The organism is Bordetella trematum (assembly GCF_900078335.1).
In the GTDB taxonomy this organism is placed as follows: Bacteria; Pseudomonadota; Gammaproteobacteria; order Burkholderiales; family Burkholderiaceae_B; genus Bordetella; species Bordetella trematum.
In genome coordinates, this window is the sequence record NZ_FKBR01000018.1 from 41,607 (window position 1) to 57,077 (window position 15,471).

17 protein-coding genes are annotated in these 15,471 nt (G+C 63.8%); 6 read left to right on the forward strand and 11 right to left on the reverse strand.

Annotation, left to right across the window (positions count from 1 at the left end; translation table 11 throughout):
* Window positions 1-4: 4 nt before the first annotated feature.
* Window positions 5-1,021, forward strand: a complete 1,017-nt coding sequence (locus A7V84_RS08540; protein WP_025514527.1) for a class 1 fructose-bisphosphatase — start codon at window positions 5-7, stop codon at window positions 1,019-1,021.
* 43 nt (window positions 1,022-1,064) lie between these two features.
* On the opposite strand, the gene A7V84_RS08545 is transcribed toward A7V84_RS08540, so the two are convergent.
* The 4 genes from A7V84_RS08545 to alaC form a co-directional block, all read right to left on the reverse strand.
* The gene (locus A7V84_RS08545) at window positions 1,065-1,280 is read right to left on the reverse strand and encodes a YgdI/YgdR family lipoprotein (RefSeq protein ID WP_025514525.1); all 216 of its coding nucleotides are present in this window, start codon (window positions 1,278-1,280) and stop codon (window positions 1,065-1,067) included.
* A gap of 190 nt (window positions 1,281-1,470) precedes the next feature.
* Window positions 1,471-2,880 (reverse strand): threonine synthase, encoded by a 1,410-nt coding sequence (gene thrC, locus A7V84_RS08550; RefSeq protein WP_063492365.1) that lies wholly within the window; start codon window positions 2,878-2,880, stop codon window positions 1,471-1,473.
* Window positions 2,877-4,181 (reverse strand): homoserine dehydrogenase, encoded by a 1,305-nt coding sequence (locus A7V84_RS08555; protein WP_025514521.1) that lies wholly within the window; start codon window positions 4,179-4,181, stop codon window positions 2,877-2,879. Before A7V84_RS08555 ends, thrC begins: the two co-directional genes overlap by 4 nt.
* Window positions 4,178-5,365, reverse strand: coding sequence for an alanine transaminase (gene alaC, locus A7V84_RS08560; RefSeq protein ID WP_025514519.1), 1,188 nt, complete (start codon window positions 5,363-5,365; stop codon window positions 4,178-4,180). Before alaC ends, A7V84_RS08555 begins: the two co-directional genes overlap by 4 nt.
* Before the next feature lie 221 nt (window positions 5,366-5,586).
* Here alaC and A7V84_RS08565 point away from each other — a divergent pair, with 221 nt between their 5' ends.
* The 5 genes from A7V84_RS08565 to A7V84_RS08585 all read left to right on the forward strand — a co-directional run bounded on the left by A7V84_RS08565 (window position 5,587) and on the right by A7V84_RS08585 (window position 10,393).
* Window positions 5,587-6,048, forward strand: coding sequence for an Mth938-like domain-containing protein (locus tag A7V84_RS08565; RefSeq protein WP_033534885.1), 462 nt, complete (start codon window positions 5,587-5,589; stop codon window positions 6,046-6,048).
* On the forward strand, window positions 6,045-6,509 hold the full coding sequence (locus A7V84_RS08570) for a peroxiredoxin (RefSeq protein ID WP_025514516.1): 465 nt from the start codon (window positions 6,045-6,047) through the stop codon (window positions 6,507-6,509). Before A7V84_RS08565 ends, A7V84_RS08570 begins: the two co-directional genes overlap by 4 nt.
* Window positions 6,510-6,567: 58 nt before the next feature.
* Window positions 6,568-8,271, forward strand: coding sequence for a PhoH family protein (locus A7V84_RS08575; RefSeq protein WP_025514514.1), 1,704 nt, complete (start codon window positions 6,568-6,570; stop codon window positions 8,269-8,271).
* A 105-nt stretch (window positions 8,272-8,376) separates the two neighbouring features.
* Window positions 8,377-9,351 carry a 4-hydroxythreonine-4-phosphate dehydrogenase PdxA gene (gene pdxA / locus A7V84_RS08580; protein ID WP_063492366.1) on the forward strand — a complete coding sequence of 325 codons (975 nt, stop codon included), beginning with the start codon at window positions 8,377-8,379 and terminating at the stop codon, window positions 9,349-9,351.
* A 76-nt stretch (window positions 9,352-9,427) separates the two neighbouring features.
* Window positions 9,428-10,393, forward strand: coding sequence for a bile acid:sodium symporter family protein (locus A7V84_RS08585; RefSeq protein WP_025514510.1), 966 nt, complete (start codon window positions 9,428-9,430; stop codon window positions 10,391-10,393).
* A 25-nt stretch (window positions 10,394-10,418) separates the two neighbouring features.
* On the opposite strand, the gene A7V84_RS08590 is transcribed toward A7V84_RS08585, so the two are convergent.
* The 7 genes from A7V84_RS08590 to A7V84_RS08620 form a co-directional block, all read right to left on the reverse strand.
* Entirely contained in the window at window positions 10,419-11,792 is a 1,374-nt protein-coding gene (locus A7V84_RS08590) for a replicative DNA helicase (RefSeq protein WP_025514509.1), read from the reverse strand.
* Complete coding sequence (locus A7V84_RS08595; RefSeq protein ID WP_063492367.1) at window positions 11,789-12,622, reverse strand: BUD32 family EKC/KEOPS complex subunit; 834 nt, start codon at window positions 12,620-12,622, stop codon at window positions 11,789-11,791. The genes A7V84_RS08590 and A7V84_RS08595 overlap by 4 nt, the downstream gene beginning before the upstream one ends.
* A gap of 124 nt (window positions 12,623-12,746) precedes the next feature.
* Window positions 12,747-13,202, reverse strand: coding sequence for a 50S ribosomal protein L9 (gene rplI, locus A7V84_RS08600; RefSeq protein ID WP_025514505.1), 456 nt, complete (start codon window positions 13,200-13,202; stop codon window positions 12,747-12,749).
* 14 nt (window positions 13,203-13,216) lie between these two features.
* Complete coding sequence (rpsR, locus tag A7V84_RS08605) at window positions 13,217-13,489, reverse strand: 30S ribosomal protein S18 (RefSeq protein ID WP_005012641.1); 273 nt, start codon at window positions 13,487-13,489, stop codon at window positions 13,217-13,219.
* Window positions 13,490-13,574: 85 nt separating this feature from the next.
* Window positions 13,575-13,898, reverse strand: coding sequence for a primosomal replication protein N (priB, locus tag A7V84_RS08610; protein ID WP_025514495.1), 324 nt, complete (start codon window positions 13,896-13,898; stop codon window positions 13,575-13,577).
* 74 nt (window positions 13,899-13,972) lie between these two features.
* Window positions 13,973-14,347 (reverse strand): 30S ribosomal protein S6, encoded by a 375-nt coding sequence (rpsF, locus tag A7V84_RS08615; RefSeq protein ID WP_025514494.1) that lies wholly within the window; start codon window positions 14,345-14,347, stop codon window positions 13,973-13,975.
* Between the two features lie 137 nt (window positions 14,348-14,484).
* Complete coding sequence (locus tag A7V84_RS08620; protein ID WP_231886810.1) at window positions 14,485-15,318, reverse strand: DUF817 domain-containing protein; 834 nt, start codon at window positions 15,316-15,318, stop codon at window positions 14,485-14,487.
* Between the last annotated feature and the right edge of the window lie 153 nt (window positions 15,319-15,471).

A 15,471-nucleotide genomic window follows, 5' to 3' on the forward strand; every position in this document is an offset into this window, starting at 1 on the left:
CCGAATGAAACGCAAAACCCTCACTCAATATCTGGTCGAACAGCAACGTTCGGCCAAAGCGATCGCGCCCGAAGTCCGGTTGCTGATCGAAGTCGTGGCGCGCGCCTGCAAGGCCATCAGCCATGCCGTCAGCAAAGGTGCGCTGGGCGGCGTGCTGGGCAGCCTGCAAAGCGAGAACGTACAGGGCGAAGTGCAGAAGAAGCTGGACGTCATGTCCAATGAAATCCTGCTCGAAGCCAATGAATGGGGCGGCCATCTGGCGGCCATGGCCTCCGAGGAAATGGAGACCATCCATCGCATTCCGAACCGCTATCCCAAAGGCGAATACCTGTTGTTGTTCGACCCGCTCGATGGCTCCTCGAACATCGACGTGAACGTGTCGATCGGTACCATCTTCTCGGTGCTGCGCGCCCCGCATCATGTGGCCGGTTCCGAAGTGACCGAAGCCGACTTCCTGCAGCCGGGACGCGATCAGGTGGTGGCCGGCTATGCCGTCTATGGCCCGCAGACCATGCTGGTGCTGACCATCGGCAATGGCGTGGTCGGCTTCACGCTCGACCGCGAGATGGGCTCCTGGGTGCTGACCCACGAAGAGATGACCATCCCTGCGGACACCAAGGAGTTCGCCATCAACATGTCGAACATGCGCCACTGGGCACCCCCGGTAAAGCGCTATATCGACGATTGCCTGGCCGGCAAGACCGGCCCCCTGGGCAAGGACTACAACATGCGCTGGATCGCCTCCATGGTGGCCGACGTGCATCGCATCCTGACCCGCGGCGGCATTTTCATGTATCCCTGGGATGCCCGCGAGCCGGGCAAGGCCGGCAAGCTGCGCCTCATGTACGAAGCCAACCCGATGAGCTTCATCGTGGAGCAGGCCGGCGGCGCCTCGATCAATGGCGATCAGCGCATCATGGACATCCAGCCCGACCAACTGCACCAGCGTGTCAGCGTGATCCTCGGCTCGCGCAACGAGGTCGAACGCGTGGCCCAGTACCACGCCCAGGCCAAGGACTGAGCGACCAGCCCTGGCCGGCGGCAAGATGCCGCCGGCCAGGGGCTTATTTCACTTCCTCGATCGACTTGACGTCGTCCTTGTTGATCTGGACCTTGCGTCCGTCGCGCTCGGTTTCGTACATCCCGGAATCTTCGTCGTACTTCGGTGTATCCGGAGTGATCACCTGACTGCCATCTTCGCGCTCGATCACCGACGGCGAAGAGCAGGCGGCCAACAGGGCAAAGCCAGCCGCAGCCGGGAGCAGAAAAATCCGTTTCATGGCATTTCCTCCTGAGTTCTACGTCCAACCACTGTAGGCCGGATCAAAATCGCAGGCCGTGACGGGTTGTCGGGAAATTGCGAACGGCTGTAATCAAAAATCGGGGCAGGCACGGTACACGTAACATGCCGAATAAAAAAACCCCGCCCATCGCTGGGCGGGGTCTTGACATGCAGAAGCGAACCGGACTTCAGACCTTGGCGTGTGCCTCGATGAAAGCGCGCACCTGTTGCAGGTCGCAATCCATCACCGTGACCCGCTGCGGCAGGGACTCCAGATCGGCCAGCTCGGCAGGCGGCGGCACCGGACGGCCCAGCGCCTCCTCGATGGTTTCGCTGAACTTTGCCGGCAGCGCCGTCTCGAGCACCAGCATGGGCACGCCCGGCTCGATGTAATCGCGCGCCACCTTCACGCCATCGGCGGTGTGGGGATCGATCAGCACGCCCGTCTCGTCGAACACGTTGCGAATGGTGCCGACACGTTCTTCGTGCGAGCTCTGCCCCGCCACGAAGCCATACTGCTCGGCAAACGAGGCCTGGTGCGCCGACAGATCGAAGCTGCCCTTGTCTGCCAGCTCGGCCCACAGGGCCCGCACACGCTCGCCATCGCGACCCACCAGATCGTAGACAAAGCGCTCGAAGTTGGAGGCGCGCGAAATGTCCATCGACGGGCTGGACGTCGCGTAGGTCTGGGCCGGGCTGCGCGGACGATACACGCCGGTACGGAAGAACTCTTCCAGGACGTTGTTCTCGTTGGTGGCCAACACCAGACGACGGATGGGCAAGCCCATGCTGCGCGCAATATGGCCCGACAGGATGTTGCCGAAGTTGCCCGAAGGCACCGCGAACGAGACTTCCTGTCCGGCCTGCGTGGTGGCGCGCAGCCAGCCGTGGAAGTAATACACCACCTGGGCTGCGATACGGGCCCAATTGATGGAGTTGACGGCTCCGATGCGATAACGACTCTTGAAGGCCAGATCGCCAGCCAGCGCCTTGACGATATCCTGCGCCTGGTCGAACACGCCCTTGACTGCCAGGTTGTGAATGTTCTCGTCCTGCAGCGAGTACATCTGGGCGCGCTGGAAGGCGCTCATGCGGCCATGCGGCGAGAGCATGAACACCCCGATCCCCTGCTTGCCACGCAGCGCGTACTCGGCGGCCGAGCCGGTGTCGCCCGAGGTGGCGCCGACAATGTTCAACGTCGTGCCGCGACGGGTCAGCACATACTCGAACACCTGGCCCAGGAACTGCATCGCCATGTCCTTGAAGGCCAACGTCGGCCCTTCGGACAGACCCAGCAGCTGCAGCCCGCCGGCCAAGGGCCGCAACGGCACGATGTCCTCGCTGGAGAACACCTGATCGTTGTAGGCCGCCTCGGTCAGGCGGGCCAGATCCTCGCGCGGGATGTCGGTGGCAAAGCGCGACAGCACTTCGCAGGCCAGCTCTGCATAGGACAGGCCGCGCCAGGACGCCAGCGTCGCGGCGTCGATCTGCGGCAATGATTCGGGCACGGCCAGCCCGCCATCGGGCGCCAGGCCCTCCAGCAGGATGTCCGAGAAGGCCTGCGGCGCCATGCCGCCACGGGTGGACACATACTTCACGTGAGATTCTCCATGCGCAGGCGCGTCACCTTCGAACGCACGAAAGGCAGCGCCTCGATGCACTCGATGGCCTGGTTCACATTGCCTTCGAGCGCTTCGTGGGTCAGGAAGATGATATCGGCGCCTTCGGTGGCCGAGGGTTCCTGGATCATCGAGCCGATAGAAATGCCGCGGTCGGCCAGGATGCGGGCGATATCGGCCAGCACGCCCGGGCGGTCTTCCACGCGCAGGCGCAAATAGTAGGAGGTGTTGACCTCCTCGATGGGCAGGATGGGGGTATCCGACATCGCGTCCGGCTGGAAGGCCAGGTGCGGCACGCGATTGCCCGGATCGGCCGTGTGCAGGCGCGTGACGTCCACCAGATCGGCCACCACGGCCGAGGCGGTCGGTTCCTCACCGGCGCCCTGGCCGTAATACAGCGTCGGGCCGACCGCGTCGCCGGAGACCAGCACCGCGTTCATCGCGCCTTCGACATTGGCCAACAGCCGCTCGGCCGGCACCAGTGCCGGATGCACGCGAAGCTCGATGCCGTTGGGGCATCGCTTGGTGATCCCCAGCAGTTTGATGCGATAGCCCAGTCGCTCGGCATGGGCAATGTCTTCCTGGGCCAGTTGCGAGATCCCTTCGATGTGGGCGCGCTCGAACTGCACCGGAATGCCAAAGGCCAGCGAAGCGAGCAGCGTCAGCTTGTGGGCGGCATCCACGCCCTCGACGTCGAACGTCGGATCGGCCTCGGCATAGCCCAGGCGTTGCGCCTCGGCCAGCACCTCGGCGAACGGCAGCCCGCGCGAACGCATTTCCGAGAGAATGAAATTGGTGGTGCCGTTGATGATGCCGGCCACCCACTGGATGCGGTTGGCCGTCAGGCCCTCGCGAATCGCCTTGATGATGGGCACGCCACCGGCCACGGCGGCCTCGAAAACCACCATCACGCCGCGCTCGGACGCCGCGGCGAAAATCTCGTTGCCATGCTTGGCCAGCAAGGCCTTGTTGGCCGTGACCACATGCTTGCCATTGGCAATCGCCTCGAGCACCAGCTCACGGGCCAGGGTATCGCCGCCGATCAACTCGACCACGATATCGACCTCGGGATCGCGCACCAGACCGTGCACGTCGGTCGAGATGTCCACGCCCTCGCCTACCCGGGCACGCGCCTTGGCCACATCGCGCACGGCGATGCGGCTGACTTCGATGCGACGCCCGGCGCGGCGCGCAATCTCCTCGGCGTTACGAGTCAGCACGCTCCACGTGCCGCCGCCCACGACGCCCAGGCCCAACAAACCTACCTTCATCGGATTCATTTCAACAAACCGTCCTTGCGGAACATATCTTTGATGCCGCGCACCGCCTGTCGGGTGCGCTGCTCGTTTTCGATAAGAGCGAAGCGGACATAATCGTCGCCATATTCGCCGAAGCCGATCCCGGGAGAGACGGCCACTTTCGCATCCGACAGGACACGCTTGGCAAACTCCAAAGAGCCCATCGCCCTGTAGGGTTCTGGGATCTGCGCCCATATGTACATGGACGCCTTCGGAATCTCCACATTCCAACCGGCTTCATGCAGGCCGCGCGCCAACACGTCGCGACGGCTCTGATACTGCTGCACGATTTCCGACACGCAATCCTGCGGGCCGTCCAGGGCGGCGATCGAAGCCACCTGGATCGGCGTGAAGGTGCCGTAGTCGTGATAACTCTTGATGCGCGCCAGCGCGCTCACCAGTTCGCGATTGCCCACCATGTAGCCGATACGCCAGCCCGCCATGTTGTAGCTCTTGCTCATGGTGAAAAACTCGACAGCCACATCGCGCGCGCCCGGCACCTGCATGATGGACGGCGCCACATAGCCGTCAAAGCAGATGTCGGCATAGGCCAGATCATGCACCACCAGGATGTCATGCTCTTTGGCCAGCGCTACCACGCGCTCGAAGAACGACAGATCGACGCACTGCGCGGTCGGGTTGCTGGGGAAGCCGAGAATCATCATCTTCGGCTTGGGAATGGACTCGCGCACGGCGCGCTCCAGTTCCTCGAAGAAATCCACGCCCGGCGTCATGCGAACCGAGCGGATATTGGCGCCGGCGATGACGGCGCCATAGATATGGATCGGATAGCTCGGATTGGGCACCAGCACGGTATCGCCCCGATCCATGGTTGCCAGCATCAGGTGCGCCAGGCCCTCCTTGGAACCGATGGTGACGATGGCTTCGGAATCGGGGTCCAGCTCGACATCATAGCGGCGCAGATACCAGTCACAGATTGCCTTGCGCAGACGCGGAATGCCGCGCGACACCGAATAGCCATGGGTGGTCGGCCGCGTGGATGCCTCGACCAGCTTGTCGACGATATGCTTGGGCGTGGGCCCGTCGGGGTTGCCCATCGACATGTCGATGATGTCCTCCCCGCGCCGCCGTGCTGCCATCTTGAGCTCACCGGTAATGTTGAAAACGTAGGGCGGCAGGCGCTCAATGCGGGAGAACTTCCTCATGATGGGATGGATCCTAAGTGGCGAGGGCGGGATGAAGGAATGGCGCGAGGCGGGGAAAATCGGCTGCCGCGCGCTTGCAGTGCAACAAAACCTTGTAATCTATCGCAAGCCCGCCTGCCCGGCAAATGCCGTAGGTTCCGTCCCCCGACTGCGAGTGGATCTGCAGCAACATGCAGAAAGTCCGATGCGCTATCATGGGACACGTCTAGCCGGAGTATTTATTGAAGCTGCATACCGACCCTGCGACGACGCTCAACACTGTCACCGCCTATGGCGAGGACTACGTTGAGGTCAACAAGATCAAGTATTCCCACTCGGTCGCCTTCGGCCCCGAGGGCGAAGTCGCCGAGTGGCCCGTGCGCGCCGCCGCCGACATCACCGCCGCCCATCTTCAGCAGGCCGCTGGCCTGGTCGCCGCCCCCGCCGATCCCCTGGCATTCCTGGACGCACCCGAAATCCCGGGCCTGCAGCGCACCGAGCGCACCCCGGAAGTCCTGATCGTCGGCACCGGCCTGCGCCAGCGTCTGCTGGCGCCCAGCCTGCTCACCCCACTGCTGATCGCCGGGGTGGGCGTCGAAGTCATGGACACCCAGGCCGCCGCCCGCACTTACAACATCCTGATGGCGGAAGGCCGGCGCGTGGTCGTCGCCCTGCTGCCCACCCACGGAGACCTCCCCGCATGACTGCCATCATCGGCAAGCCCGCGCCCCAGTTCAGCGCAGAAAGCACCATCGGCCCCATCAGCCTCGAGCAATGCCTGGGCCGTACCGTCGTGCTTTATTTCTACCCCAAGGACAACACGCCCGGCTGCACCACGGAAAGCCAGGACTTCCGCGACCTGCATGCGGACTTCCTGGCCAGTGGCGCAATCGTGATCGGCGTGTCGCGCGACTCGCTCAAGTCGCACGAGAACTTCAAGACCAAGCACGAACTGCCCTTCCCCCTGATTGCCGACACCGACGAAGCCGTGTGCAATCTGTTCGGCGTCATGAAGCAGAAGAATATGTATGGCAAACAGGTACGTGGAATCGAGCGCAGCACGTTTCTGATCGACGCCCAGGGCGTTCTGGTGCAGGCATGGCGCGGGGTCAAGGTCCCGGGTCACGCCAAGGAAGTTCTCCAGGCGGCCCAGAGCATCGGTTGATCCGCCAGCGCATCCACGTACCGCCATTTCAGCAGGCCCACACAGGAGATCGACCCTCATGCCGCTTCCGAAGATGCCGACTCGCCCCGCAGCGATTCTGAGCTTCCCCTCGGGGGAAGCCGCCGACGCTGCCGCAGCCCCCGCCGAGGCGCCCAGCGCCGCCCCGCTGCAACCGGAGCTCGACGGTATCGCGCCGGCCCAGGCCCGCCAGAAGACCGCAACGGCCAAGACCGCTGCCCCTGCGGGCGCGCCTGCGCCTGCAGCCAAGAAGACTGCGCCACGCGCAACCAAGGCCGCCCAGCCGAAAGCGGCCGCGCCCGCCAAGACGCCGGCCCCGAGCACGCGCACCAGCAAGAGCAAGCCCGCCGGCAAGACGCAGGAAGCGCCCAAGCTGTTCGTGCTCGACACCAACGTGCTGCTGCACGACCCGTCATCGCTGTTCCGCTTCGAGGAACACGACATCTTCCTGCCCATGATGACGCTGGAAGAACTCGACCATCAGAAAAAGGGCATGTCGGAAGTGGCGCGCAACGCGCGTCAGGTCAGCCGCTCGCTGGACGCGCTGGTGCAGGACACCACCCAGCTCGACGAAGGCATCCCGCTGGACAAGCTGGGCAACAAAGACGCCACCGGCCGCCTGCGCCTGCAGACGACCGCGATCCACAGCACCCTGCCCTCGGATCTGCCCATGGGCAAGGCCGACAACCAGATCCTGGGCGTGGTGCGGGCGCTGGCCGAGAAATTCCCGCAACGCGAAGTGACGTTGGTGTCCAAGGACATCAACATGCGCCTGAAGGCGCGCGCACTCGGCCTGGCCGCGGAAGATTACTTCAACGACCAGGTACTGGAAGACTCCGACCTGCTCTACAGCGGCGTGATGGCGCTGCCCGAAAGCTTCTGGAACCGGCACGGCAAGGATGTCGAATCCTGGCAGCAAGGCGGCACGACCTTCTACCGCATCCGCGGGCCGCTGTGCGCCCAGTTCGTGGTCAACCAGTTCGTGTACTTCGAAGGCCAGATGCCGCTCTACGCGCAGGTGCGCGAAGTCAGCGGCAAGACGGCCGTGCTGGCGACCCTGCGCGACTACACCCACGGCAAGAACAATGTCTGGGGCATCACGGCGCGCAACCGCGAGCAGAACTTCGCCATGAACCTGCTGATGAACCCGGAATGCGATTTCGTGTCGCTGCTCGGTCAGGCCGGCACCGGCAAGACCCTGCTGGCCCTGGCCGCCGGCATCACCCAGGTGCTGGAGACCAAGCGTTACACCGAAATCATCATGACCCGCGTGACCGTCCCGGTGGGCGAAGATATCGGCTTCCTGCCGGGCACCGAAGAAGAGAAGATGCTGCCCTGGATGGGCGCGCTCGAGGACAACCTCGACGTGCTCAACATGGGCGATGGCGAAGGCAATGCCGACTGGGGCCGCGCCGCCACCATGGAGCTGATCCGTTCGCGCATCAAGGTCAAGTCACTGAACTTCATGCGTGGGCGCACCTTCCTCAACAAGTACCTCATCATCGACGAAGCGCAGAACCTCACGCCCAAGCAGATGAAGACGCTCATTACCCGCGCCGGCCCGGGCACCAAGGTAGTCTGCCTGGGCAACATCGCCCAGATCGACACGCCCTACCTTACCGAGGGCAGCTCGGGCCTGACTTTCGTGGTCGACCGCTTCAAGGGCTGGCCGCATGCCGGTCACGTCACGCTGCAGCGTGGCGAACGCTCGCGCCTGGCCGACTACGCCGGCGACGTGCTCTGACCGCCCCTCAGCCCGCCACGACGGCCCTGCACACGCAGGGCCGTTTTTTTTTCCGGTGTAGCATCTGCCTGATCGATTGTTTTCAACCCTGACCCCGCTTCCATCATGCTGCCTGTCGGCTTCACCATGGGCGATGCCGCCGGCATCGGCCCCGAAATCATCGTCAAGGCCTTTGCTCACGGCCTGCCGGCGCCCGCAATCGTGTTCGGCGACGCAGGCGCGCTCAGGCGCGCGGCCAGGATGCTCGGCATCGCGTGCCGCGTTCGCGAAATCGCTTCCCCCGCGCAAGCCGCCTGCACACCGGGCCAGATCGAGGTGATACAGGCCGGCGCCGCCCTGCCGGCCGATCTCCCCCCGGGACGCCCGACGGCAGTCGCCGGCCAGGGCGTCTACGACTACCTTTGCCGCGCCATCGATGCGGCCCAGGCCGGCCAGATCCGTGCCATCGTCACTGCCCCCTTGAGCAAGCACTCCATGCATCTGGCCGGCATCGACCAACCCGGCCACACCGAGATCCTGGCCGAACGATCCGGCACCGAGCATTACGCCATGATGCTGGCCAACGACGAGCTGCGCGTGCTGCTGGTGACCATCCATATCGCCCTGGCCGAGGTACCTGCGCGCATTACTGCGCAGGCCGAGATGCAGGCCATCCGCCTGGCCGACCAGGCCTGCCGCCGGATGGGCGTGGCGCAGCCGCGCGTCGCCGTGGCGGGGCTGAATCCGCACGCCGGCGAGGACGGGAAATTCGGCCGCGAAGACATCGACATCATCGCACCGGCAGTGGCTGCGGCACGCGCCCAGGGCATCGACGCCAGCGGCCCCTGGCCGGGCGACACCATTTTCATGCGCGCACGGCGCGGCGAATTCGATATCGTGGTCGCGCAGTATCACGACCAGGGGCTCATCCCGGTGAAGTATCTCGGCATCGACCACGGCGTGAACGTGACCGTCGGCCTGCCTTTCGTACGCACCAGCGTGGATCACGGCACCGCCTTTGACATTGCGGGCCAAGGCCTTGCGGATGCACGGTCGCTGCAGGCGGCCTTTGATCTGGCGCTATCCATGACGCCAGCCTGACATTGCGCTGACCGCTCCGGCCGGCAGGGCCTCCTACAATACCGTTCACTTTTTCCGCAGACCGGTTTCCTGTCCCATGTCCCTTCGCTTCCTGCCTGACCGCTTCACCCTGATGCTGATCTTTACCGTCGCGCTGGCCAGCATGCTGCCGGCACACGGCCAGGGTGTGGAAATATTCAGCTGGATCACCAACCTGGCCGTGGCGCTGCTGTTCTTCCTGCACGGCGCCCGGCTGTCGCGCGAGGCCATCGTCGCCGGCGTGACCCACTGGCGCCTGCATCTGACGATCTTCTCGGCCACCTTTGTGATGTTCCCGCTGCTGGGTCTGGCGTTGCGGCCGCTGCTCGAACCGCTGGTCACCACCGAGCTGTACCTCGGGGTGCTGTTTCTCTGCTGCCTGCCGGCCACCGTGCAGTCGGCCATCGCCTTTACTTCGATGGCGCGCGGCAACGTCCCAGCCGCGGTATGCAGCGCCTCGGCCTCCAGCCTGCTGGGCATCTTCGTGACGCCCCTGCTGGTGGGCCTGGTGCTGGCCAGCGCCGCGTCGTCGGCGCCGATATCCTTCGATGCGGTCGGCAAGATCATGCTGCAGCTGCTGTTGCCTTTCGTGCTGGGCCAGGTGCTGCGTCCCTGGCTGGGGGCCTGGGTGCATCGGCGCAAGGCCCTGCTCAAATGGGTGGACCAGGGTTCGATCCTGCTGGTGGTCTATACAGCCTTCTCGGAGGCCGTCAACGAAGGGCTCTGGCACACCACCCCCATCCCCGCACTGCTGGCCCTGCTGCTGGCCTGCGCGCTGCTGCTGGCGCTGGCACTGGCCGGCTCCGAAGTGCTCGGGCGGGTGCTGGGTTTCAGCCTCGAAGATCGCATCACGCTGTTGTTCTGCGGATCCAAGAAAAGCCTGGCCAGCGGGATCCCGATGGCTCAGGTGATTTTCGCCGGCCAGGCGGTCGGCGCGATCGTGCTGCCGCTGATGCTGTTCCACCAGTTGCAACTGATGGTATGCGCCGTGCTGGCCACGCGCTACGGACGCCGCGCCGGCTGACGGCCCGGCGCAACCGCCAACGGCCTCAGTATTGCGGCGCCGCCGAGAAATTCAGGAAGCGCGTGCTCATGCCCTGGAAGGTCAGGCGCACGGTGCCGATGGGGCCGTTACGCTGCTTGCCGATGATGATCTCGGCCGTGCCCTTGTCCGGCGAATCGGGGTTGTAGACCTCGTCGCGATAGATGAACAGAATCACGTCAGCGTCCTGTTCAATGGCGCCCGATTCGCGCAGGTCGCTCATCACCGGACGTTTGTTGGGGCGTTGCTCCAGACTGCGGTTGAGCTGCGACAGCGCGATCAACGGGCAGTTCAACTCCTTGGCCAGCCCCTTGAGAGACCGGCTGATCTCGGAAATCTCCGTGGCCCGGTTCTCACCCGGAATGCTGGCCGACATCAGCTGAATATAGTCGATGATGATCAGGCCCAACTGGCCGCACTGACGTGCCAGCCGGCGTGAGCGCGCGCGCACCTCCATGGCCGACAGCGCCGGGGTTTCATCGATATAGACCTGTGCATCCTGCATCAGCTGCACGGCGTGTGTGACGCGGGGCCAGTCTTCGGCCACCAGCTTGCCGGTCCGCATGCGGTGCTGATCCAGCATCCCGACCGAGCCCAGCATACGCATGGCGAGCTGTACCGCACCCATTTCCATGGAGAACACGGCCACCGGCAGCCCCTGCTCGATCGCCACGTGCTCGCCGATGTTCATGGAGAACGAGGTTTTCCCCATCGAGGGACGCCCGGCCACGATGACCAGGTCGCCCGGCTGCAACCCGGAAGTCATCTTGTCCAGATCGGCAAAACCGGTAGGCACGCCGGTGACATCGGATTCCGAATCCCGGTGATACAGCTCATCGATGCGCTCGACCACCTGTGTGAGCAGCGGCTGGATTTCCTGAAAGCCGCCCGAACCCTTGGCGCCCTCCTGGGCAATCTTGAAAACCTTGGACTCGGCCTCGTCGAGCAGCTGGCGCGCCTCCTTGCCTTGCGGATTGAGCGCCGCCGCCGAGATCTCATCGGCAATCGACACCAGCTTGCGCAGGGTGGCGCGCTCGGCCACGATTTCCGCATAGCGGCGGATGTTGGCTGCCGAAGGCGTGTTGTGCGCCAGGGCATTCAGATAGGCCAGCCCGCCCACTTCTTCGGATTTCCCGGCACTGGCCAGCGACTCGTTGACCGTAATCACGTCAGCCGGGCGAGCCAGGGAAATCAGGCGTGCGATGTGCTGCCAGATCAGGCGGTGGTCATGGCGATAGAACTCTTCTTCGGTCAGGACATCGGCAATGCGATCCCAGGCACTGTTGTCCAGCAACAGCCCCCCCAGGACCGATTGTTCAGCCTCGATCGAGTGCGGCGGTACGCGCAGGTACTCGAGTTGGGGATCGGCGGACGTATTCATTGCAGTACTAACCTCAGCGTATCGGTCACCTGGAAAAAGGCGCGCACATCGCGCCACGGCATTTTGCCGGCCAGGGGTTTGAGCAGACGGGCCACCCCGCAGGTCACGCACGCCATGCGTTTCAAGGCGTTGCGCACGGCGGGGTCGGGATTGACCTCGAAATAGGTATCTAAGACCAGTTTACCCATCACGGGCACCTGTTCGGGCGGCATCTTGCTCAAGGACACGACGGAACTCAAGGTCTGATAGAGATCATAGGCCTGGGTCAGCGGCAGCGACAGCGCGGCGCCAATGTTCTCTTCGAAATCGATGCGCCACAGCAGGGCGTCGCGCATGGTGACGTTGCGCACCTGCGCACCGCCATGCCAGAACCCCCGCACGTGAAACGCCGCCAGATCGGCGGCCAGCATGCGGATCAGGCGCAGCCGCGACGCATCATCCGTGCGGCGCAGAAAATACGGCAGGTCGTCGCCGACATGCTCCAGCACCACCAGCCCGGGCTCCTGCCACCAGACCTCCGGCACCCGGCAACCGGCCTGCGCCAGGCGGCGCAGGCGCGCCGCCTCATAATCCAGGCCATTGCGCAACAGCACGCCCGGCCGGGGAAACTCGCCCAACGTTATTTTGCAGGCGATGGCCAGCAACAGTGCGCGCACATAGCGCAGCACATAGCTGACGCCGCGCCCGACGCCAGGTCTGCGCCGCTTGACGACACAGCGCACCCCATCGATGGTGACTTCCTTGACCGATTTCACCTGTGCGGCTTCAGGGCCTTGCAACCACTCCCGCAAACCAGGCGGCGCATTATGGTGTAACGGTCTTTGAGTCACGCAATTCCTCGACAATTCTGACGGCAATCGCGGCGCGGCGCCGCAGGCTCAACTATAAGCAATCGCAGGCGTTAAGAAAAAAGCCGGCACCCGGCCGGCTTTTTTCAACGCGGATCGCGGGCGATCAGTGCATGTCGCCTTCGACCAGCACCACCACGTCGACCACGACGTCGGCGTGCAGGGCGAGCTGGATGGGGAACTCGCCAATGGTCTTGAGCTGGCCGTTGGGCAGGCGGACCTGACCCTTTTCGATGTCGGCAAAGCCGGCGGCGCGCAGGCCTTCGGCGATGTCGGCATTGGTGACCGAGCCGAACAGACGGCCGTCAACGCCGGCCTTCTGGGCAACCTTCAGCTGATAGCCAGCCAGACGCTCACCCAGAGCCTGGGCGGCAGCCAGCTTCTCGGCCTGAACTTTTTCCAGTTCGGCACGACGGGCTTCGAATTCCTTCAGCGCGGCTTCGGTGGCGCGACGGGCCTTCTTCTGGGGGATCAGGAAGTTGCGGGCGTAGCCATCACGCACACGCACGACTTCACCGAGGTTGCCCACATTAACGACTTTTTCGAGCAGGATAACTTGCATGACGTTGCCCCGGATTAGTTGTGGTTGTCGGTGTAGGGCAGCAGAGCCAGGAAGCGCGCGCGCTTGATGGCGGAGTCCAGCTGGCGCTGGTAGATTGCCCGGGTACCGGTCAGACGAGCCGGAATGATCTTGCCGTTTTCTTGCACGAAGTCGCGCAGGGTATCGAGATCCTTGTAGTCGATCTCTTCAACGCCGGCGGCCGTGAAGCGGCAGAACTTGCGGCGCTTGAACAGCGGGTTCTGCTGCGTAAATTTGCGTTTCTCTTTGCGTTTTCCGAAGAAAGCCATGATATGTGCCTCTAAGTTTGTTTGGGACCGGGCGCTTGACGAGCCTGGCCGCCATGATCTGTCCTGGGTCGGAGCCTGTCGGGCCTCAGGCTGACACCGGATCGGCGCCACCGCTGCCGCCCGTTTTACGGGCTCGCTGCAGATGCAGCTTCAGCTTGACGGCGTCTTTGCGGACCGGGGCAAGAAACCCCGTCACCTGCAATTCCGTGCCTAGTGCCACACCGGCCAGCATCTGCGCGATATCCCCAAGCGCCACTGCATTGATGGTCAGTTCCACCCGGCGGGGCATGCCCGCCTCGATGACTTCCGACTCATGGCCCAGAAGCAATTCCAGGGCCGCGACCCCTGCCGGGGTATGCCGCAGCGGCTCGCATTCAAGTACGCGCACGCTGAGCTGCAGTTGATTCATGGTTTTCCGCGCATCGGGCGCCGCACTGCCGCGCCCGCTTGCCGATTCAGCTTCGACGATTCCGACCTTATCCTTTATTCAGCCTGGGCAGCGGCGGCTTCTGCCGACGCCTTGCGGGCTTCTTCACGCTCGACCGACTTCATCATGACCGAAGCGCCGGCGGGGGCCTTCTTGGTCTTGATGACGAGGTGACGCAGCACGGCGTCGTTGTAGCGGAAGGAATGCTCCAGTTCGTCCAGAGTGCTTTGGTTGCACTCGATGTTCATGCACACGTAGTGTGCCTTGACGAGCTTCTGGATCGGATAGGCCAGTTGACGACGGCCCCAGTCTTCCAGACGATGCACCGTGCCTTCCTGGCCGGTGACGAGACCTTGGTAGCGCTCGACCATGGCGGGCACTTGCTCGCTCTGATCGGGGTGCACGATGAACACTACTTCGTAGTGACGCATGTATTACTCCTTGTGGATGTCTCGCGCAGGAACATGTAAAACCCACGCAAGGGGCAGCCCGCCATGAAAATGGTGCGAGCAAGAAAGCCCTCGATTATCACTCATGCGCTTTCTTTACGCAAGCGGATAAAAGAGGGTCAACGCGCCGGGGCCATCCGGACGATGGCGCCCGAATATCGTTGGGGCCGGTTCACCAGGCACACCAGGGTATAGCTGATGATCATCAGCAGGAACCAGGAGCCCAGCTTCGCCAGCGACACCAGCTGCCAGCCGTCGGCCTGGTTGGGATAGCGCCAGGCCTGCGCAAACGTGCCGATATTCTCTGCCAGCCAGATGAAAAGCGCCACCAGAACAAATCCCAGCAGCAAAGGCATGCGCCGGTGGACACGCCAGATGCGGAAATGCACCCAGGTGCGACGGAACATCCAGGCCGTCCAGCCAAAGAGCAGGTAACGCAGATCCGGGATGTAATGATGCGAAAAGAAATTGAGGTAAATCGCCCCCGAAAGCAACAACAGCATCCCCATCGGAGGATGCTGGCTGAACCGGAAATCGAACAGCCGCCAGACGCGCGCCAGATAGCTGCCGACGGCCGCATACATGAAACCGGTAAAAAGCGGCACGCCGCCGACACGCAACAGACTGGCCTCAGGGTAGAGCCACGAACCGGCAGCGGTTTTGAACAGCTCCATGGCCGTGCCGGTGAGGTGAAACAGCAGGATGACCTTGGCTTCGTCCCAGGTCTCCAGCCGCGCCATGATGAGCGCCCCCTGCAGGCCGATGGCTGCCAGGGTCAGGAAATCGTAGCGGGCCAGCTCCGCCTGCGCCGGATACCACCAATGGGTGGCCAGCAGCAAGGCGCACATCAGCCCGCCGAACAGACAGGCCCAGGCTTGCTTGAGCCCGAAACGCAGAAACTCATAAAGCGCCGTGCGCCAGCGGCTGCCCGCGGTGAAGCGCTCGGCCAGCAAGGCCTCGCGACGCTGAAAACGGGCAATCAGGGGCCACTCGCGGGCGGCGGCATCCAAAGGCATATCGATACGACAACAGACAGAAGTGAAATCCGACGCCACCCGGCGCCGGCCGGCCGCATCTTACACGCCTGGCCTGAACACGGGCTGGCG

What these genes read in the sequence shown, in the direction of transcription:
- A7V84_RS08540 (WP_025514527.1), top strand. Translation starts at nt 5, where the DNA reads ATGAAACGCAAAACCCTCACTCAATATCTGGTCGAACAGCAACGTTCG.
- A7V84_RS08545 (WP_025514525.1), bottom strand. Translation starts at nt 1,280, where the DNA reads ATGAAACGGATTTTTCTGCTCCCGGCTGCGGCTGGCTTTGCCCTGTTG.
- A7V84_RS08555 (WP_025514521.1), bottom strand. Translation starts at nt 4,181, where the DNA reads ATGAATCCGATGAAGGTAGGTTTGTTGGGCCTGGGCGTCGTGGGCGGC.
- alaC (WP_025514519.1), bottom strand. Translation starts at nt 5,365, where the DNA reads ATGAGGAAGTTCTCCCGCATTGAGCGCCTGCCGCCCTACGTTTTCAAC.
- A7V84_RS08570 (WP_025514516.1), top strand. Translation starts at nt 6,045, where the DNA reads ATGACTGCCATCATCGGCAAGCCCGCGCCCCAGTTCAGCGCAGAAAGC.
- A7V84_RS08575 (WP_025514514.1), top strand. Translation starts at nt 6,568, where the DNA reads ATGCCGCTTCCGAAGATGCCGACTCGCCCCGCAGCGATTCTGAGCTTC.
- pdxA (WP_063492366.1), top strand. Translation starts at nt 8,377, where the DNA reads ATGCTGCCTGTCGGCTTCACCATGGGCGATGCCGCCGGCATCGGCCCC.
- A7V84_RS08585 (WP_025514510.1), top strand. Translation starts at nt 9,428, where the DNA reads ATGTCCCTTCGCTTCCTGCCTGACCGCTTCACCCTGATGCTGATCTTT.
- A7V84_RS08590 (WP_025514509.1), bottom strand. Translation starts at nt 11,792, where the DNA reads ATGAATACGTCCGCCGATCCCCAACTCGAGTACCTGCGCGTACCGCCG.
- rplI (WP_025514505.1), bottom strand. Translation starts at nt 13,202, where the DNA reads ATGCAAGTTATCCTGCTCGAAAAAGTCGTTAATGTGGGCAACCTCGGT.
- rpsR (WP_005012641.1), bottom strand. Translation starts at nt 13,489, where the DNA reads ATGGCTTTCTTCGGAAAACGCAAAGAGAAACGCAAATTTACGCAGCAG.
- priB (WP_025514495.1), bottom strand. Translation starts at nt 13,898, where the DNA reads ATGAATCAACTGCAGCTCAGCGTGCGCGTACTTGAATGCGAGCCGCTG.
- rpsF (WP_025514494.1), bottom strand. Translation starts at nt 14,347, where the DNA reads ATGCGTCACTACGAAGTAGTGTTCATCGTGCACCCCGATCAGAGCGAG.